The 16,744-nt window shown below is 66.3% G+C and carries 14 protein-coding genes; 3 read left to right on the top strand and 11 right to left on the bottom strand.

Annotated elements, in window-relative coordinates:
* Positions 1–190: 190 nt before the first annotated feature.
* From I6F36_RS20245 to ubiE, 8 genes are all read right to left on the bottom strand, one after another.
* Complete coding sequence (locus I6F36_RS20245; RefSeq protein WP_036024455.1) at positions 191–913, bottom strand: nucleotidyltransferase family protein; 723 nt, start codon at positions 911–913, stop codon at positions 191–193.
* A 119-nt stretch (positions 914–1,032) separates the two neighbouring features.
* On the bottom strand, positions 1,033–1,350 hold the full coding sequence (locus tag I6F36_RS20240; RefSeq protein ID WP_036024457.1) for a PilZ domain-containing protein: 318 nt from the start codon (positions 1,348–1,350) through the stop codon (positions 1,033–1,035).
* Between the two features lie 87 nt (positions 1,351–1,437).
* The gene (gene tsaE, locus I6F36_RS20235) at positions 1,438–2,955 is read right to left on the bottom strand and encodes a tRNA (adenosine(37)-N6)-threonylcarbamoyltransferase complex ATPase subunit type 1 TsaE (protein WP_225172011.1); all 1,518 of its coding nucleotides are present in this window, start codon (positions 2,953–2,955) and stop codon (positions 1,438–1,440) included.
* Positions 2,952–5,456: a PAS domain-containing sensor histidine kinase gene (locus I6F36_RS20230; protein ID WP_225142417.1), complete on the bottom strand. Its 2,505-nt coding sequence runs from the start codon at positions 5,454–5,456 to the stop codon at positions 2,952–2,954. Before I6F36_RS20230 ends, tsaE begins: the two co-directional genes overlap by 4 nt.
* A gap of 205 nt (positions 5,457–5,661) precedes the next feature.
* Positions 5,662–6,117, bottom strand: coding sequence for a dUTP diphosphatase (gene dut, locus I6F36_RS20225; RefSeq protein ID WP_225142415.1), 456 nt, complete (start codon positions 6,115–6,117; stop codon positions 5,662–5,664).
* Positions 6,114–7,556 (bottom strand): bifunctional phosphopantothenoylcysteine decarboxylase/phosphopantothenate--cysteine ligase CoaBC, encoded by a 1,443-nt coding sequence (gene coaBC, locus I6F36_RS20220; RefSeq protein ID WP_225142414.1) that lies wholly within the window; start codon positions 7,554–7,556, stop codon positions 6,114–6,116. The genes dut and coaBC overlap by 4 nt, the downstream gene beginning before the upstream one ends.
* Before the next feature lie 56 nt (positions 7,557–7,612).
* Positions 7,613–9,187, bottom strand: coding sequence for a 2-polyprenylphenol 6-hydroxylase (ubiB, locus tag I6F36_RS20215; protein WP_225142412.1), 1,575 nt, complete (start codon positions 9,185–9,187; stop codon positions 7,613–7,615).
* The gene (gene ubiE, locus I6F36_RS20210) at positions 9,184–9,945 is read right to left on the bottom strand and encodes a bifunctional demethylmenaquinone methyltransferase/2-methoxy-6-polyprenyl-1,4-benzoquinol methylase UbiE (RefSeq protein WP_225142410.1); all 762 of its coding nucleotides are present in this window, start codon (positions 9,943–9,945) and stop codon (positions 9,184–9,186) included. The genes ubiB and ubiE overlap by 4 nt, the downstream gene beginning before the upstream one ends.
* Before the next feature lie 81 nt (positions 9,946–10,026).
* Between ubiE and mutM the strand changes: the two genes are divergently transcribed.
* On the top strand, positions 10,027–10,908 hold the full coding sequence (gene mutM, locus I6F36_RS20205) for a bifunctional DNA-formamidopyrimidine glycosylase/DNA-(apurinic or apyrimidinic site) lyase (protein WP_036009051.1): 882 nt from the start codon (positions 10,027–10,029) through the stop codon (positions 10,906–10,908).
* A 234-nt stretch (positions 10,909–11,142) separates the two neighbouring features.
* On the opposite strand, the gene I6F36_RS20200 is transcribed toward mutM, so the two are convergent.
* Both I6F36_RS20200 and I6F36_RS20195 read right to left on the bottom strand, forming a co-directional pair.
* Positions 11,143–11,886 carry a ParA family protein gene (locus tag I6F36_RS20200; protein ID WP_225172010.1) on the bottom strand — a complete coding sequence of 248 codons (744 nt, stop codon included), beginning with the start codon at positions 11,884–11,886 and terminating at the stop codon, positions 11,143–11,145.
* 273 nt (positions 11,887–12,159) lie between these two features.
* A complete protein-coding gene (locus I6F36_RS20195; protein ID WP_225172009.1) occupies positions 12,160–13,518 on the bottom strand; it encodes a serine protease in 1,359 nt (452 codons plus the stop codon).
* Between the two features lie 106 nt (positions 13,519–13,624).
* Here I6F36_RS20195 and I6F36_RS20190 point away from each other — a divergent pair, with 106 nt between their 5' ends.
* Positions 13,625–14,428, top strand: coding sequence for a molybdopterin-synthase adenylyltransferase MoeB (locus tag I6F36_RS20190; protein ID WP_225172008.1), 804 nt, complete (start codon positions 13,625–13,627; stop codon positions 14,426–14,428).
* Between the two features lie 401 nt (positions 14,429–14,829).
* On the opposite strand, the gene I6F36_RS20185 is transcribed toward I6F36_RS20190, so the two are convergent.
* Positions 14,830–15,831, bottom strand: coding sequence for a D-glycerate dehydrogenase (locus I6F36_RS20185; RefSeq protein ID WP_036009043.1), 1,002 nt, complete (start codon positions 15,829–15,831; stop codon positions 14,830–14,832).
* Between the two features lie 323 nt (positions 15,832–16,154).
* Here I6F36_RS20185 and I6F36_RS20180 point away from each other — a divergent pair, with 323 nt between their 5' ends.
* Complete coding sequence (locus I6F36_RS20180; protein ID WP_225172007.1) at positions 16,155–16,685, top strand: SH3 domain-containing protein; 531 nt, start codon at positions 16,155–16,157, stop codon at positions 16,683–16,685.
* Positions 16,686–16,744 lie beyond the last annotated feature (59 nt).

Here is a 16,744-nt window from a genome sequence, read left to right as displayed (position 1 = left end):
CTGATTCGAAGGATCAGGCAATATAGGGAGGCGGGGTCAAATGGTCATGGGTGGAGGAGGAGTCGTCCCCGCTGTTCGCCGAGGTTCGTAGCCCGGATGGAGCGCAGCGCAATCCGGGATGCTGCTCCGCGGCGAGAGGCCCCGGATTACGCTACGCTCCATCCGGGCTACGGCCTCTTCGAGGCAGCCCCTACGCCACGCTCTCCAAAAACGCCTCTTCCGCGGCGTGCACGGCATCGGGCGTGCCGACATGCATCCAGACGCCGTCGAGGCGCAGGCCGAACAACCGTTCCTGCTCGCCCGCGCGATCGAACATCTTCGTCAGCGAGAATTCGCCCTTGGGTGCGTCCACGAAGATCGCGGGCGACATGATCGCTGCGCCGGCATAGACGAACGGAACGACCTCCTTCTCCTTGCGCTTGCGCAAGGCGCCGTCGGGCAGCATGCCGTAATCGCCGCGGCCGCCATAGCCGATGCTGGTCGCCGTCGGCGCCATCAGGAGCAGGATGTCCATTCGATCGGGATCGAAGTTTTCGGCGAGCCGCGTCAGGTTGGAGCGCACGCCGTCGATCCACAGCGTGTCGGAATTGACGTGGAAGAACGGCGCATCGCCGAGCAGCGGCAGCGCCTTGACGACGCCGCCGCCGGTGCCGAGCACCTGGTCGCGCTCGTCGGAGATCGTCACGCGCGGAAGCTGGCGTGATGCGACGTGGTCGATGATCTGGTCCGGCAAATAGTGCACGTTGACCACCGCCTCGGTCACGCCGGCCTGGCCGAGCTTGTCGAGCACGTGGTCGAGCAGCGGCTGGCCTGCGACCGGCACCATCGGCTTCGGCATCTTGTCCGTCAGGGGGCGCATGCGCAGGCCAAACCCTGCGGCGAGCACCATGGCTTTGGTCGGCTTGACGGACATCCTTCCCCTTCTCAGGACCTTTCGCGTTCGCGGCAATCCTAACACGAGGCTCGATCTGCCGCACCGCATCTCAACCGCCTTAACCACCCGCCGTGACGGTTGTACGACGGGTGTTGCCGTCACGCCCCAACGGCTGTGGAACGTAGCTTTTTCTTCTTGTCGCCCACTTTCAGGAAATTGACACCGATCTGGTCGCCATTGACCCAGGCCAGCTCGCAACGCCGGTAGGCGAGCCCCGTGGAGGACAGCAGGAGAAAGAATTCCTTCAGATGCAGACCTTCGACCGAGCCGTCGATGGTCAGCTTGGCGCCGGTCTCGGAGACGTCCTCCATGGTGCAGTCGCGCCGCCAGGTGCCGTCGATTCCCATCATCTGTGCCGAAAACCCGCGCTCGAAAATAACCCGGCTATTTCCGCGCTGATCCGCTTTCGCTGCCATCTGCCCCGCTCCAGCCCCGCAATGTTCCGGCTCCCTCGGCGCCAGAATAGCGACATCTTGGCTAACGGCCGGTAAATCGGTCCTGAATCAGCCCGGCGGCGGGACGTTGGCGAGATACCAGTCGCGCAGATGGGCGAGCGCGGGATGCGCCAGCGAGCGCTGGAGATAGGTCCAGATCCGCGGCTGATGGCGCAGGTAATGCGGCTTGCCATCGCGGCGGTTGAGCCGGGCGAAGGTGCCGAGCAGGCGCGTGTTCCGCTGCGCCGACATGATCGCGTAGAGCTCGGCGAAGCCGGCGGCGTCGAAGCTCGTGTCCTGCGCCCGCCGCGCCTTGATGTAGCGCGACAGCAGCGTCAGCTCGATAGTCTCGGGTACGTCGATGCGAGCGTCCTGGAGCAGCGACACCACGTCGTAGGATTGCGGCCCCAGCACGGCATCCTGGAAATCGATCACGCCGACGCGTTCGATGCCGCTGCGGTTGCCGAGCCAGATCAGGTTGGGCGAGTGATAATCGCGGATGATCCACGTCCTCGGCGCCGCCAGCGGTCTCTTCAGCAATTCGCGCCACATCGCAAAAAATTCCGCGCGCGTCTCATCGCTCAGCGGCGCGTTGCGATCGGGCAAATACCATTCCGGCATCAACCCGATCTCGATCAGCAGCGCCTCGACGTCGAAGACGGGGATCGCGTAGGTCTGCCCGTCCAGCGGCAGCGTCTCCGGCAGCGCCTTGCCGTGCAGCATCGCCAGCACGTCGGTGGCGGCTTCGTAACGCTCGAGAATCGGCCGCGGCGGATCGCCCTCGATCACGCCCTCGCTGCCGAAATCCTCGGAGATCAGAAAGCCCTGGTCGAGATCAAAATGATGGATCGCAGGCGCGGAGATCCCCTGCGCCCGGAGGCCTTCGTCGATGGCGACGAAGGGTTTTACGTTCTCGGCCAGATGCACCGCGGCGCTGTAGGATTTGCCGTTGTAGAGCGCCGCGCCGTCGGGCCGCTGCGGGAAGTTCATGAGGATGACGATCTCCTCATCGCGCACGAGCCGCGCGTAGGAGCGCGTCGAGGCGTCGCCCGGCATGCGCCTGCGCGTCGCATCGATGTAACCGGATGCGTCGAGGAAGTCGCGCAGCGCCTTCAGCCGCGCAACTATAGCTGCGCTCTTGCCGTGGCCGGTGATGTCGGCGGCACGCGCGTTCGAGCCCAGCGCCGGCCGATGCGTCAGCGCGATGTCGATGCGGTTCTCGGGCATCGCCGACGGGGCGCGCTCCGGCCATTCGATCAGCACCAGCGTGGCATCGGGCAGCGGCGACAGCCCGATCTCCTCGAGCTCGCTCTCGTCCTCGACACGGTAGAGATCGGCATGCAGCACCGGGAAGGGTGGCAGCTCGTAGCCCTGCACCAGCGTGAAGGTCGGGCTCGGCACTTCCAGCGCATCGTCTCCGGCGAGATAGCGGATCAGGCTGCGCGCCGCCGCGGTCTTGCCGGCGCCGAGATCGCCGGTCAGCGTAATGACGTCACCGGGACCGACCAGCAGCGCGAGGTCGGCCATTAATTGCGCCGTGGCCGTCTCGTTGTGAAGCGCGACGGAGAATGTGGTTGTTTCCGTCATTCGGCGGCGTCGCGATGCGCCGCCTGGTCGGTCGGGAAATCGCAGATCACGACCGTGCCCCGGCCGACGATCGAATCCACCCGCACCTTGCCGCCATGCAGCTCGACGAAGGAGCGCACCAGCGACAGGCCGAGCCCGGCGCCGCGGTGACGCGAGCCCTGCGAGCGGCTTTCGAACCAGTTGAACACCTTGTCTTTCATGTCGGCAGGTATTCCAGGGCCCGAATCTGTCACGGTGAAGACCACGCTGCGTTCGGTGCGCCGCGCGCTGATGCCGACGGTGGAATCCTGTGGAGAAAACCCGACGGCGTTGGCGAGGAGGTTATAGAGCACCTGCACCACGCGCTTCTCGTCGCCGACGAAGCTGCCGACGTCGGGCGCGATCTCGACCTTGAGGCGGATGCGGTCGGTGGCGAGCCGGTCCTGGATGCCCTCGGCGGCAAGCTCGATGGCCTTGCTGACGTCGACCTGCCCGAGTTCCAGCTTCATCGCGCCGGCGTCGATGGTGGCGAGATCCAGGATGTTGTTGGTGAGCGCGAGCAGAGCGTTGGTCGATTTGGTGACGTAGTCGAGATATTCGGCCTGCTTCGGCGTCAGCGGTCCGGTCGAGGGATCGCTGAGGAAATGCGCGAAGCCGATGATAGTGGTGAGCGGCGAGCGCAGCTCGTAGGAGACGTGGTGGACGAAATCCACCTTCATCTGGTCGGCCGCCTCCAGCGCCTCGTTGCGCTCGCGCAGCGCGCGCTCGACATTCTCGGTGTCAGTGATGTCCTGGAAGGTCAGCATGGTGGCGCCGTCCGGCAGCGGCCGGATCATGCCGTCGAGCACGCTGCCGTCCTTGCGCTCCAGCTTCAGCGGCAGGTCGGCGCGGTTCTCGATCGCGGTGATGGCCTCGCGGATCTGGCGCCAGACTTGCGGATCGTCGAACAGCTGATGGCACCAGCCTTCGACGGTCTGGATATGCGGCTCGTCGCGCATGGCATCGCTCGACAGCTTCCACATCCGCACGAAGGCCGGATTGAACAGCTGCGCCTTGCCGTTGCTGCCGAACACCGCGACCCCCTCGGCGAGGCTGTCCAGCGTCTCGCGCTGGACGCGGATCAGGCCGTCGAAGCGGCGGGCGAGGTCGAGGCTTTCAGTGACGTCGTCGAACAGATAGGTGACGCCTCCTTCCGGGTTCGGCGTGGTGACGACCGAAAGCGCGCGTCCGTCAGGCAGGAACCAGGTGTCCTTGGCGGTCTCGACCGCGCGATAGGCCTCGTGCAGCTTGGCCTTCCAGGCGCGGAAATCCGGCTGCTCCGGCAATTTGCGCGCGGCGCGGAGCTGGTCGAGCACGCTGGAATCGTCCGGATGGGCGTCGAGGAAGTTGCGATCGAGATCCCACAGCCGGCGATAGGAATCGTTGTAGAAGGCAAGGCGCCGCTGGCCGTCGAACACGGCAACGCCGGAGGAGAGCTGGTCGAGCGTGCGGCGGTGCGCCTCCGCCATGCGCACCAGCGCCGAGCTCAGCGCATCCGCCTCGCTGGCATCGATGGCGACGCCGACGCTGCCGCTGCCGACATTGACGGCGCGCACGTCGTAGATGCGCCGTTCGCCGCCGACCACGATCGGCAGCCGCGAGGTGAAATTGGCGGCTTCCTTCAGCCCCCGCTCCATCGCATTGCGGTCGTCGCTGTCGAGCAGCTCGAGCTTGCGCTCCTGGGCATCGATGGCGCTGGTCGCTTCGGTGGCGCGCACATAGGCCGGGTTGGCGTAGGTCAGCGCGCCGTTCTCGCCCTTTGCCCAGATCGGCCACGGTGCGGCCGCGGCAAAGCCGCGAAGCATCTCGGTCTCGTTGGAGAGCGCCTTGTAGCGCAGATTGGTTTCGGCCAGATCACGGCGCAGGCCCGAGAGCTCGCGAATGCGGACGATGGCCTGGCCGCCGATGGCGCGCCCGATCGCTTCCAGCATATGGCCGTGCGCGGTGGTCAGCGTCAGCTGGAACCCGTCGCCGCGCTCGCGCAGCGCATCGACCGCGTGGTCCATCAGCAGCGCCGGTTCCGGCGGCAGCCAGGTTCCGAACGCCAGCACGCGCTGCGGCGAGGAATCGCGCGGCAGCACCAGCGCGATATCGCCGGAAATCTGCGCGCGGTTGTCGCCCGCCGGCCATGAGATCAGTATCTGCGGCTCGGCGAACAACAGTGCGCCGAAGCGGTCGGCCTGGAGCTGAAGTTCCCCGATCCGCGCGCGCAGCCGCGCCTCGTTCTTCGCCGTGCGCACCCGCGTCCGCATCAACAGGATCGCGGCCATCACCGAGAAGCCGAGCAGGGCCAGCGCGGTGGCGAGCACCGCGAGTTCCTGCCGGTTGAGATCCATCACGAGGGCGAGGGTGTCGATGAGGTCGGCGGCCTTGGCCGGCGCAGCCGGCAGCAGCGCTGCGAGAGCGCCTCCCACCAAGCCGTTGCGCGCCAGCGATGTGCACGACAACAGCGTCCGACGCATCGACACGATCACGCCTGACATAGTTGCCCCAAGACGCGGAAATTCAAGACCGCACGAATCTGCGCGCGGCGACCCCCGTCGCGCGCGAATCAAAAGACAATACCCTCACCGCGACTCCGCCGGTAAGAGTCCAGATCGTGAACGCAAAGGCGGCCCCAAAAAAATGCGGGCCGCGCGGTTCCAAGGCGCGTGATTCTGCGGATGATTCGGCTGGAGTTGTCTTGGGTTAGCGCCCGGTCGAACCAAAACCGCCGGCGCCGCGGTCGGTCGACGACAATGTGGCGACGGGAACCAGCGCGGCCTGCAGCACCGGCGCGATCACCATCTGGGCGATGCGCTCGCCGCGCTTGATCACGAAAGGCGCGGTGCCGTGGTTGATCAGGATCACCTTGATCTCGCCGCGGTAGTCCGCATCGATCGTGCCCGGCGAATTCAGCACGGTGACGCCGTGCTTGGCCGCCAGCCCCGAACGCGGCCGCACCTGCGCCTCGTGTCCGGGCGGCAAGGCGATGGCAAGGCCTGTCGGCACCAGCGCGTATTGGCCTGGTGCGAGCGTCATGGGCTCGTTGTCCGGCACCGCGGCCATCAGATCGAGGCCGGCGGCCTCGCTGGTCTGATAGGCCGGCAGCGGCAGGCCCTCAGCGTGGGCGAGGCGTTGCAGCTCGACGGTCATCGTGCTCAAGATGCGGACTCCAGGGATTTGCCGGTCACGCTCTTCGCGATCTGCGCGACCAGTTCGATCGCGACCTGTTCCTTGGTCATCGCCGGCCAGGAATCAACTGCAATCTCGCCGTCCGGCGCACCGGTCTTGCGGCTGAGCAGGTGGACCGTGTTGCGGTCGCCGCCCATCACGCCGGTGGCGGGCGAGACGTCGTTGGCGACGATCCAGTCGCAGCCCTTGCGCGCGAATTTTGCTTTGGCGTTGTCGATCAGGTGCTCGGTCTCGGCGGCGAAGCCGATCACGAGCCTCGGGCGCTTGTCGGTGAGCTTGGAGATCGTGGCGAGGATGTCGGGGTTCTCGACCAATTGCAGCGGCGGCATGCCGGCCGCGGTTTTCTTCAGCTTCTGCTCGCCTTCATTGGCGACGCGCCAGTCGGCGACTGCGGCGGCGAAGATCGCGACGTCGGTAGGAAGCGCGGCCTTGACCTGCTCCAGCATCTGCCGCGCCGATTCGACATGCTTCACCGTCACGCCCGGGGGATCGTCGAGGTCGACCGGGCCGCTCACCAGAGTAACCTCGGCGCCCGCGGCCTGTGCAGCGGCGGCAATGGCAAAGCCCTGCTTGCCGGAGGAACGGTTAGCGATATAGCGCACCGGGTCGATCGCCTCATGGGTGGGACCGGCGGTGATCAGCACGCGCGTGCCCGCGAGCGGCTTCGGCGTCGGCGGCCGCAGCAGGCGCTCGGCGGCATTGGCGATCTCGATGGCTTCCGACATGCGGCCCGTTCCGGCTTCGCCGGCCTCGGCCATCTCGCCCGCGTTCGGGCCGATCAGCACAACGCCGTCGCCCTGGAGCTGGGCGACGTTGCGTCGGGTCGCCGCGTTGCTCCACATCAGCGGATTCATCGCCGGCGCCAGCAGCACCTTGCGGTTGCTCGCGAGCAGGATGGCGCTGGCGAGATCGTCGGCATGACCGTTCGCCATCTTCGCCATCAGGTCGGCCGTGGCCGGCGCCACCACGATCAGGTCGCAGTCGCGCGCGAGGCGTATATGGCCGGCATCGAACTCGCTCTGCGGGTCGAACAGGTCGGTATAGACGCGCTCATGCGACAGGGCGCTCGCGGCCAGCGGCGTCACGAACTGCTGCGCCGCCTTGGTCAGCACGCAGCGGACCTCGATACGGCGCTCCTTCAGCCTGCGGATCAGGTCGAGCGACTTGTAGGCCGCAATCCCGCCGCCGATGATCAGGGTGACGCTTGCCTCGGGAACGGCGCCACTGCGCTGCGGCGTCGGGGCGGCGGAGGGCACCGCAAACGGCGTCAGCGGCTCCTCGCGGCCCTCGATCAGCTCCCGCAGGATGACCCGGACCTCCTCCTCGACCGACCTGTGGTTCTTGGCCGAGCGCAGCCGCAAATAGGTTTTGACGGCGTCGTCGAGCTTGCGGATGGTCAGGCTTGCCATGACGCCCTCCGGCACGGAATGATAGCGATGCTATCACTCCAGTGATTGCAGTGCAATCACAGATTCCGGACGGCGATCAGAATCCCGATGAAGGTCGCGGCGATGATCCAGAGCGCCACGGTGCGCCAGCGGTTCTTGCGGCCCTCGCTGCGTCCCATCGCCGCGATGCTCTCCGGCGACAGCCTGATGCCCTCCCGCGTCATGGTCTCGAGCTGCTCGAGCACCTTCACCGACCGCTCGGCGATCTCAGGCAGGCGCATCAAGACCCGCGCGATGTCCCCGGTCCCTGTGAGGGCGCCCTCGATGCGGCCGATCGGTCCGAGGTTGCGCTCGATCCATTCGCGCACCACGGGGTCGGCGATTCGCCAGATGTCGAGCTTGGGATCGAAGCCGCGCGCCACGCCCTCGACCACCACCATGGTCTTCTGCAGCAGGATCAGCTCGGGCCGCGTCGTCATATCGAACAGGCCGGTGACCTCGAGCAGCAGCGTGAGCAGCCGCGCCATCGAGATCTCTTCCGCCGTGCGGTTGTGGATCGGCTCGCCGATGGCGCGGATGGCTTGGGCAAAATTCTCGACCGAATGATGCGCGGGCACATAGCCGGCCTCGAAATGCACCTCGGCCACGCGGCGATAATCGCGGGTGATGAAGCCGAGCAGGATCTCGGCGAGGAAGCGCCGCTCCTTCATGCCGAGCCGGCCCATGATGCCGAAATCGACCGCGACGAGGCGGCCGGCGTCATCCAGGAACAGATTGCCCGGATGCATGTCGGCGTGGAAGAAGCCGTCGCGCAGCGCGTGGCGCAGGAAGCTCTGGATCACCTTGCGGCCGAGATCGGGCAGGTCGACCCGCGCCTCGGCGAGGCGCTTGTGATCGTTCAGCGCGATGCCGTCGATCCATTCCATCGTCAGCACGTTGTGCGTGGTGCGGTCCCAGTCGACGGCGGGCACGCGGAAATCGGGATCGTCGCGCGTGTTCTCCGCCATCTCCGACAGCGCGGCAGCCTCTAACCGTAGGTCCATCTCCATCGCGACCGAGCGCGACATGGTGTTGATGACCTCGATCAGGCGCAGGCGCCGCGCCTCGGCCGAATAGGCCTCAGCCTTGTGCGCGACGTAGAAGAAATCGGAGAGATCGCGGCGGAAGCGCGCGGCGACGTTGGGTCTCAGCACCTTGATCGCGACGGACTTGCGGATGCCGTCGCGCACCACCTCGCCGCGATGCACTTGCGCGATCGAGGCCGCCGCGACCGGCGGGCCGAAGCTCACAAAGATGTCCGTCAGCGGCCGTTCCAGCGAGGTCGCGATCGTGGCCTCGGCTTCCTGCTGCGGAAACGGCGGCAGGCGGTCCTGCAGGCTTTCGAGGTCGCGCGCCATGATGACGCCGACCACGTCGGGGCGCGTGGCCAGGAACTGGCCGAGCTTGAGATAGGCCGGGCCCATCCGCGTCAGCGCGCGCGAGATCCGCGGTCCCTGCTTGGCGCCACGGCGCTCGATGATGCGCGCCAGCTTCAGCGCGAGCTGTCCCGGCGGCGGCACCAGGCTCGGATCGACCGCGCCGAACACGCCTTCGTGCGCAAAGACGAACGCGGCGCGGATCAGGCGCGCAATGTGGGTGACGGCAGAGATCACAAACGCCAGCCCGAATGCAGTGCGACGATGCCGCCGGAGAGTGTCTGCCAGCTGACGCGGGCAAAGCCGGCCTCGCGGATCATGTCGGCGAAGGCGGCCGGCTTTGGAAATCTGCGGATGGACTCGACGAGATACTGGTACGATTCGGCGTCGCCCGTGACCATGCGCCCGAGCGGCGGGATCACCTTGAACGAGAACAGATCATAGAGCTTGTCGAGGCCGGGCATCTCGACAGTGGAGAATTCCAGGCACAGGAAGCGGCTGCCGGGTCTCAGCACGCGATAGGCCTCGCGCAGCGCAAGGTCGATCCGGGGCACGTTGCGGATGCCGAAAGCGATCGTATAGGCATCGAAGCTGCGATCGGCGAAGCCGAGCGATTCGGCATTGCCTTCGACGAAATCGACCTGGGTGTCCAGATGACGCTTGGCGGCGCGTTCGCGCCCCACGGCCAGCATGTCCGCATTGATGTCGCACACCGTGGCGTGGAAGCCGGGGCCGGCGGCCTTGGCGGCGCGGAACGAGATGTCGCCGGTGCCGCCGGCGACGTCAAGCAGCGCGAACGGCCGGTCGCCCCTCGGCGGATCCAGCGCGGTGATCATGATGTCCTTCCAGACCCGGTGCAGGCCACCGGACATCAAATCGTTCATCAGGTCATAGCGCGACGCCACGCTGCGAAACACATCGTTCACCAGCGTCTGCTTGTCCCCGAGGGGAACGTCCCTGAAGCCAAAATGCGTGGTTTCGCCCGGCCGATCCATTACTCTACTCCACTCGGCGGACCATAGCCCGCCCGCCGCAATGGCGCTATCACACCGCCTTCATAAGGTGAATGCCCGACCATGCCTGAATTGCCCGAAGTCGAGACCGTCCGCCGCGGCCTTCAGCCCGTGATGGAGGGCGCGAAAATCCTCGATGCGGAGGCCCGCCGGCCGGATTTGCGCTTTCCGTTCCAGCCCGACTTCGTGGCCCGGCTCAAGGGGCAGGTCGTCACGGGCCTCGGGCGCCGTGCAAAATATCTCATGGCCGATCTCGCCTCCGGCGACGTGCTCTTGATGCATCTGGGCATGTCGGGCTCGTTCCGCGTCATCAAGCCGGACAACGAGGCTCAGCCCGGCGAGTTTCACTATCCGAAGGCCAAGGATTCCGCCCACGACCACGTGTTGTTTCGGATGTCCTCGGGCGCCGACATCGTCTTCAACGATCCGCGCCGCTTCGGATACATGAAAGTGATTGCGCGTGGCGCGCTCGAAGACGAGCCGCTGCTGCGCGGGCTCGGCCCCGAGCCGCTCGGCAACGAATTCGACGCCGCGATGCTGGCGCGCTCCTGCCAAGGCAAGACCACGAGCCTGAAGGCCGCGCTGCTCGACCAGCGCGTGGTGGCCGGGCTCGGCAACATCTATGTCTGCGAGGCGCTGCACCGCTCGCATCTGTCGCCGCGGCGCATTGCTGCGACGCTATCCACCAGGAAGGGCGAGCCGACGGATCATGCGCAGCGCTTGGTCGGCGCGATCCACACCGTGCTGAACGATGCCATCAAGGCCGGCGGCTCCAGCTTGCGCGACCATCGCCAGACCTCGGGCGAGCTCGGCTATTTCCAGCATTCGTTCAGGGTCTATGACCGCGAAGGCGAAAAATGCACGACGCCGCGCTGCGGCGGCACGATCAAGCGGTTCGTGCAGAACGGTCGTTCGACGTTCTGGTGCGCGAAATGTCAAAAGTGACCGTCGGGATTGCCGCAGCGTCGTAGCCCGGATGGAGCGCAGCGTAATCCGGGGCCGGCCTCTCCGCGGAGAGACCTTCCTGGATTGCGCTTCGCTTCATCCAGGCTACGGGAGCCCTCGCTACAACGCACGAGGCGAAGCAATCCGGCCGGGCTGGTGGCCGAACTGCTTCGTCGCTTGGGCCCGTTCACCGGATGGCGAAGAGCCCGACTGTCGTCCGAGCGATCGCCCCCCTCAGGACGCCAGTGCCGTGGTCTCGTCCGCCGCCTGTTCCGCAGCGATCTGCAGCATGCCGTGCGCAGCCGAGATGACCTGGTCGATCAGGACATTGGTGGTGGCTTCGAGCTCGAGCCGGGTCTCGATCCAGCGCCAGAGGCCGCGGATCTCGTCCGCCGATTTGCCGTTCGGCGCGAATTCACTCACGGCAAGGCCGCTCGCAAGCGCGTCCTGGTGATCGTTGCGCATCACGATCAGCGGACGCGCGAGCACCTCGGCAAGATCGAGCGCGGCTTCCTCGGCGAGCGCGGTCGCGGCGTTGTCGATGCGCTGCCCGCGGATCGGCGTCTGGTTGAGCACGAAGCTGTAAGGCCGCTTCCAGGCGCGGGCGACGCTGAGCGTCGAGACGGTCGCCTCGATGTCGGCGACGCTGGGACGGGCCGGGATCACGCAGAGGTCGGAATGGCGGATCGCGGCGGTGGTGGCGGCGCTGAGGCCGGCGGCGGTGTCGACGATCGCGAGCTGGAGGCCGCTGTCGGCGAGCATCTTGAGACGCGGCGCGATATCGGCGGCGTGATAGATCGGCTCGACGACGAGATCGTCGGTAGAGCGGCGGCGCTGCCAGTTGGAGAGGGTGCCCTGCGGGTCGGTCTCGATCAGGCGGACGGTGAAGCCGGCCTGCTTGGCGGCCAAGGCGAGGCCGACGGCGAGCGTGCTCTTGCCGCTGCCGCCCTTTTGGGTGGCCAGTACGATCGTGTGCATTGAAGGTCAATCCTTTGGAGTGCTGGGTCAGGGATACGCCACGCGAACGTGCATCGCTTCTGGATGCTGAGCGCTTCTCGCTCAGGACGTGCCGGCCCGATCCAAAGGGGATCGCGGAGGTCCGAATCAACGGCAACGATGATGGCGGAATCGCGAATGCCAGCGAATCCGTACCATTACCGGCTCCGTAATCGTACGTAAGGTGGCCCGCACGGCCGTGCCCCGGCTCTGCGCGGCAGCGCAAGCGCTGCAACGCGTCCAGGGGCACGAGACCTACTTGCGCACGCAGATCACGCGCACGACGGCGGCTTTGGCGTCGGTCGACGTGCCATTCGGGCTGACGCCCTTCGCCTTGAGAAACCCGCGCACCGCCTCGGCAGAGACCATCATCGCCTGTGATGCCGGCACCGACGTCGCGGGTCCCGCGACCACCGCCGGCTTCAGCAGCGCGATGCCGGCGAACTTGCCGTCGCCGTCGACGGCTGGGCTGCCGGAGAAGCCGACCGCTGGCGGCGGCGAGAGCGCGGAATTGCTGCTCATCGCCGGCGTCAACGCGGCCTTGAGGTTCGACACGGCGGCGGCGCCGCCCTGGCTTTGCGGATCGGCGATGCCGACGACATCGACATTGGTCTTCGCGGCCCCTCCGGCGAGGCTGAGCGGCCTCAGGTCGCGCGCGCCGTAGATGCGCAGCAGCGCGAGATCGTGCTCCTTGTCCTCGGCGAGACGGTCGGCGCTGCCATGGCCGGCGATCGTGATCGCAAGGCAGCCGTCGGTGACGAGGCGGTCGGTGACGATCGCGCCGTCCTCGCTGACGACGATGCCGGTGCCGTATTCAACGGTCTTGCGCGGCGGCGGCCCGGCCAGCGGTCCCGACGGAAACGCGTTGAACGCGCTCGACATCGCGATCACGACCGGCTCGACCGTATTCTCTGTCGCCTGGTCGTAGAGGATCGTCATGGTGCGGACCTCGTCACCCTTGAAGGTGCCGCGGACGTAGAACTTCTTCTGGCCCTGCAAGCCCGACAGCACGAAGAAATCCGGCTTCACCACGGTGTAATCGACCTTGCGGCCGGACGGCTCCTTCTCGAGATCGGCGAGCTTGGCCGAGGTCGGGCTCACTTCCTTGCGGCGGCTGAGAACCACCTGCACCGTCCCTGTCGGCGAGGTCCATTTCGAGCCGTTGGCGTCGCTTGCCTGCTGCGGCACCAGCTTGCCGGGAATGCCGAGCCGGGCGCCGCTGGTCGGCTCCGTCACGATCTTCCAGCCGACGCTCTCCTGCTTCTTGCGTGCCGCCTCAGTGAGCGCGGTGCGCTCCTGCGGATTGAGCACGCCGGTCGGCTTGCCGCCCTTGGCCTTCTGGTACTCCTTGATGGCGTTGACCATGCGCTCGCTGACGTCGCCGGTGATGGCGCCGTTATATTGTCCGACCCAGGCGAGGTCGGACTGGAGCGCCAGCCGCTCGGCTTTGGCCATGCCATCGGCCGTCGCGGACGGCGTCTGCATCGCAGGGGGCTTGACCGGAACGGTCTGGACCGTTTTCGGGGTGGCGCCTGGCACTTGGGGCGTCCTCATCTGGGCGTGCGCGCCCGTGGCGGCCGCAAACATCAAGGTTGCCGCAAGCATCGATCTCATGACAAATCCAGCCAGCCCGTTGAACGCCAAAACATTGAAAATCATGCGATTGAAGCACATCTCGTTGGTCGCGAACAATGACGGTGCGGTTCAGGAGTAAGAGAAGGTGCTTAGCCCGGACGAACTCGAACGCTATGCCCGCCACATCGTGTTGCGCGATGTCGGCGGCCCCGGCCAGGCGGCGCTGAAGCGGGCCTCGGTGCTGGTGATCGGCGCCGGCGGGCTCGGCGCGCCCGCGCTGATGTATCTGGCCGCCGCCGGCGTTGGCACGCTCGGCGTGGTCGACGACGACGTGGTGTCGCTGTCCAACCTGCAGCGCCAGGTGATCCATACGACGCCCGACATCGGCCGGCACAAGGTCGAGAGTGCGGCCGAGCGGATCGCGGCGCTCAACCCGCATGTCCGCTTCGTCGGCCATGGCACCTGGCTCAACGCGGATAACGCGCTCGGCCTGATCGGCGATTACGACCTGGTGCTCGACGGCTCCGACAATTTCTCGACGCGCTATCTCGTTTCCGATGCCTGCTTCTTCGCCAAGCGGCCGCTGATATCAGCGGCGCTCGGCACCTTCGACGGCTCGCTGACCACCATCCGCGCGCATGAGACGAACGAGCAGGGCGAGTTCAATCCGACCTACCGCTGCCTGTTTCCGGAAGCGCCGCCGCCCGGCACGGTGCCGGCCTGTGCAGAGGCCGGCGTCATGGGCGCGCTCGCGGGCGTGCTCGGCTCGATGATGGCGCTGGAGGCCATCCGCGAGATCGTCGGCTTCGGCGACGGCCTCGTCGGCCGCCTCCTGATGATCGATGCGCGCGCGATGCGCTTCGAGACGCTGCGCTATTCACGCGATCCCGCCAATCCGCTCAACGGCGACGGGCCCGTGTTCGAAGACTTGAGCATCCACCGCGAGTAGGACACCGGCCCAAAATTCGAGCGGCACCGAGAGCACTATGCGAACAGTAGAACTCGACGCCAGTACTTGGAAAACAGCTCAGGATTTTCGATCGAGTCTCAAGGCAGCGATAGGGGCGCCGGAGTGGCATGGCGACATTGTGGCTGCCTTTTTGGATTCCATCTTCGGGGGCGGAATGAACGCACTCAAGCCCCCTTACATCATCAAGATCGTAAACACGGCCCGCCTCGCACCAGACGTTATGGAGCTGATCCGAGACCTTTCGTCACGCATGGAGGAGACGCGAAGACGTCGATTTGCACGTACGGGTGAGGACGTGGCGGCTAGTCTTGAAATCGCGAGCTAGGTTCAATTTGCCCGGAAGCACGTAGGAGAAACCATCCGTCCGCCGGAGCACCGCCTCACAGCATGCTCGGCAGCACGCGGTCCGGCGGCTTGTGGGCGTCGAGGAAGGTGCGGATGTTGATGATTACCTTCTCGCCCATCTCGACGCGGCCTTCGATCGTGGCCGAGCCCATATGCGGCAGCAGCGTCACCTTGCCAGCCCTGGCGAGCCGCACCAGCTTCGGATTGACCGCGGGCTCGTGCTCGTAGACGTCGAGGCCGGCGCCGCCGATCTCGCCGCCTTCGATCAGCTTGATCAGCGTGTCCTCGTCGGTGACCTCGCCGCGCGCGGTGTTGACGATATAGGCGTCTTTTCGGATCAGCTTCAGCCGCCGCGCCGAGAGCAGGTGATAGGTCGCCGGCGTGTGCGGACAGTTCACCGAGATGATGTCCATCCGCGCCAGCATCTGGTCGAGGCTTTCCCAATAGGTCGCCCCTAACTCCTCGGCGATCACGGGGGCGACGGGACGGCGGTTGTGATAGTGGATCTGCAGGCCGAAAGCGCGGGCTCGGCGCGCCACCGCCTGGCCGATGCGGCCCATGCCGATGATGCCGAGGCGTTTGCCGCCGATGCGGTGGCCGAGCATCCAGGTCGGCGACCAGCCGGCCCAAGGCTTGCCTTCGGTCAGGATCGAGGCGCCTTCGATCATTCGCCGCGGCACCGCCAGGATCAGCGCCATGGTCATGTCGGCGGTGTCTTCGGTCAGGACCTTCGGCGTGTTGGTGACGGTGATGCCGCGGGCATGGGCGGCGGCGACGTCGATATTGTCAACGCCGTTGCCGAAATTGGCGATCAGGCGGAGCTTGCAGTCGGGCTGGTTCACGACCTCGGCGCTGATGTGATCGGTCACGGTCGGAACCAGCACGTCGGCGGTGCGGGCGGCTTCCGCGATCTGCTCGGGCGACATCGGCGTGTCGTCGAGATTGATCCGCGCATCGAACAGCTCGCGCATCCGCGTCTCGATCGAATCCGGCAGCTTGCGCGTCACCACGACGAGGGGCTTTTTCTTCACCGACATGTCCTGCTCTCATGAGACATCGCAGGCCGCCTCTGTCGCCAAAGGCCGGTCGTTGAGGCCTCATTAACCCGGTTGTTCGACACTGCCCTTGCCGTGTCCGTCCCCGGCGTTTCCTCCAAGCTCACCCGACATTTCCGGCCGGAAAATCGGGGCCAATTGGTTGCTTAAGTGCCCGCTCTCTCTAGCAGAAGGCCGGGCCAAGACAAGAACCACGGCTTTGGGCTTGGAACCCGCGTTGGGCGGGGAGAAGGGGCAGGCGCGGCAGGGTTTTTGGAATTTGGGGTGAGGGCCCGGTCTGCCGGGTCTTCGAAGGAGACGGGTTGATGGCGTTGGGGCGTTTTTGTTCGGTGATGGCGCTCGTTTGCATGTGGTTGAGCGCCTCGGTCGACCCCTCGCATGCGGCGAAGGACAACACCCCGCAGACCACCAGCGGCCTGCCGGTGCCGCGCTATGTCAGCCTCAAATCGGATCACGTGAACGTCCGCGCCGGCCCGACCAAGGACAATGACGTCGCCTGGGTCTACACCCGCGCCGGCCTGCCGGTCGAAATTACCGCCGAGTTCGAGAACTGGCGCCGGGTGCGCGATTCCGAAGGCGCCGAGGGCTGGGTCTATCATTCCCTGCTGTCGGGCCGCCGCACCGCGGTCGTCACCATGAAGCACAAGGACGATCTGGCTCCGATCTATGACCGGCCCGATCCCGACAGCGCGGTTGCGGCCAAGCTCCAGGCCGGCGTCGTCACCCAGGTCAAGAAATGCGCCGCAGGCTGGTGCCGCGTCATCGGCAATGGCTTCGACGGCTGGATCCAGCAGGAGCGCCTCTGGGGCGTCTATTCGGACGAGCAGGTCAACTGACGCCGGGCGGCGGAGCAATCTGCCGCCCCAACGTCATGCCCGGGCTTGTCCCGGGCATC

The sequence above is a fragment of the Bradyrhizobium sp. BRP19 genome (genome assembly GCF_020194195.1).
Lineage (GTDB): Bacteria > Pseudomonadota > Alphaproteobacteria > Rhizobiales > Xanthobacteraceae > Bradyrhizobium > Bradyrhizobium yuanmingense.
The sequence above is the reverse complement of the archived record's forward strand: the minus strand, read 5'-3'. Positions and strand labels throughout refer to the sequence as shown.

What these genes read in the sequence shown, in the direction of transcription:
- I6F36_RS20245 (WP_036024455.1), bottom strand. Translation starts at nt 913, where the DNA reads ATGTCCGTCAAGCCGACCAAAGCCATGGTGCTCGCCGCAGGGTTTGGC.
- I6F36_RS20240 (WP_036024457.1), bottom strand. Translation starts at nt 1,350, where the DNA reads ATGGCAGCGAAAGCGGATCAGCGCGGAAATAGCCGGGTTATTTTCGAG.
- tsaE (WP_225172011.1), bottom strand. Translation starts at nt 2,955, where the DNA reads ATGACGGAAACAACCACATTCTCCGTCGCGCTTCACAACGAGACGGCC.
- I6F36_RS20230 (WP_225142417.1), bottom strand. Translation starts at nt 5,456, where the DNA reads ATGTCAGGCGTGATCGTGTCGATGCGTCGGACGCTGTTGTCGTGCACA.
- coaBC (WP_225142414.1), bottom strand. Translation starts at nt 7,556, where the DNA reads ATGGCAAGCCTGACCATCCGCAAGCTCGACGACGCCGTCAAAACCTAT.
- ubiE (WP_225142410.1), bottom strand. Translation starts at nt 9,945, where the DNA reads ATGGATCGGCCGGGCGAAACCACGCATTTTGGCTTCAGGGACGTTCCC.
- mutM (WP_036009051.1), top strand. Translation starts at nt 10,027, where the DNA reads ATGCCTGAATTGCCCGAAGTCGAGACCGTCCGCCGCGGCCTTCAGCCC.
- I6F36_RS20200 (WP_225172010.1), bottom strand. Translation starts at nt 11,886, where the DNA reads ATGCACACGATCGTACTGGCCACCCAAAAGGGCGGCAGCGGCAAGAGC.
- I6F36_RS20195 (WP_225172009.1), bottom strand. Translation starts at nt 13,518, where the DNA reads ATGAGATCGATGCTTGCGGCAACCTTGATGTTTGCGGCCGCCACGGGC.
- I6F36_RS20185 (WP_036009043.1), bottom strand. Translation starts at nt 15,831, where the DNA reads ATGTCGGTGAAGAAAAAGCCCCTCGTCGTGGTGACGCGCAAGCTGCCG.
- I6F36_RS20180 (WP_225172007.1), top strand. Translation starts at nt 16,155, where the DNA reads ATGGCGTTGGGGCGTTTTTGTTCGGTGATGGCGCTCGTTTGCATGTGG.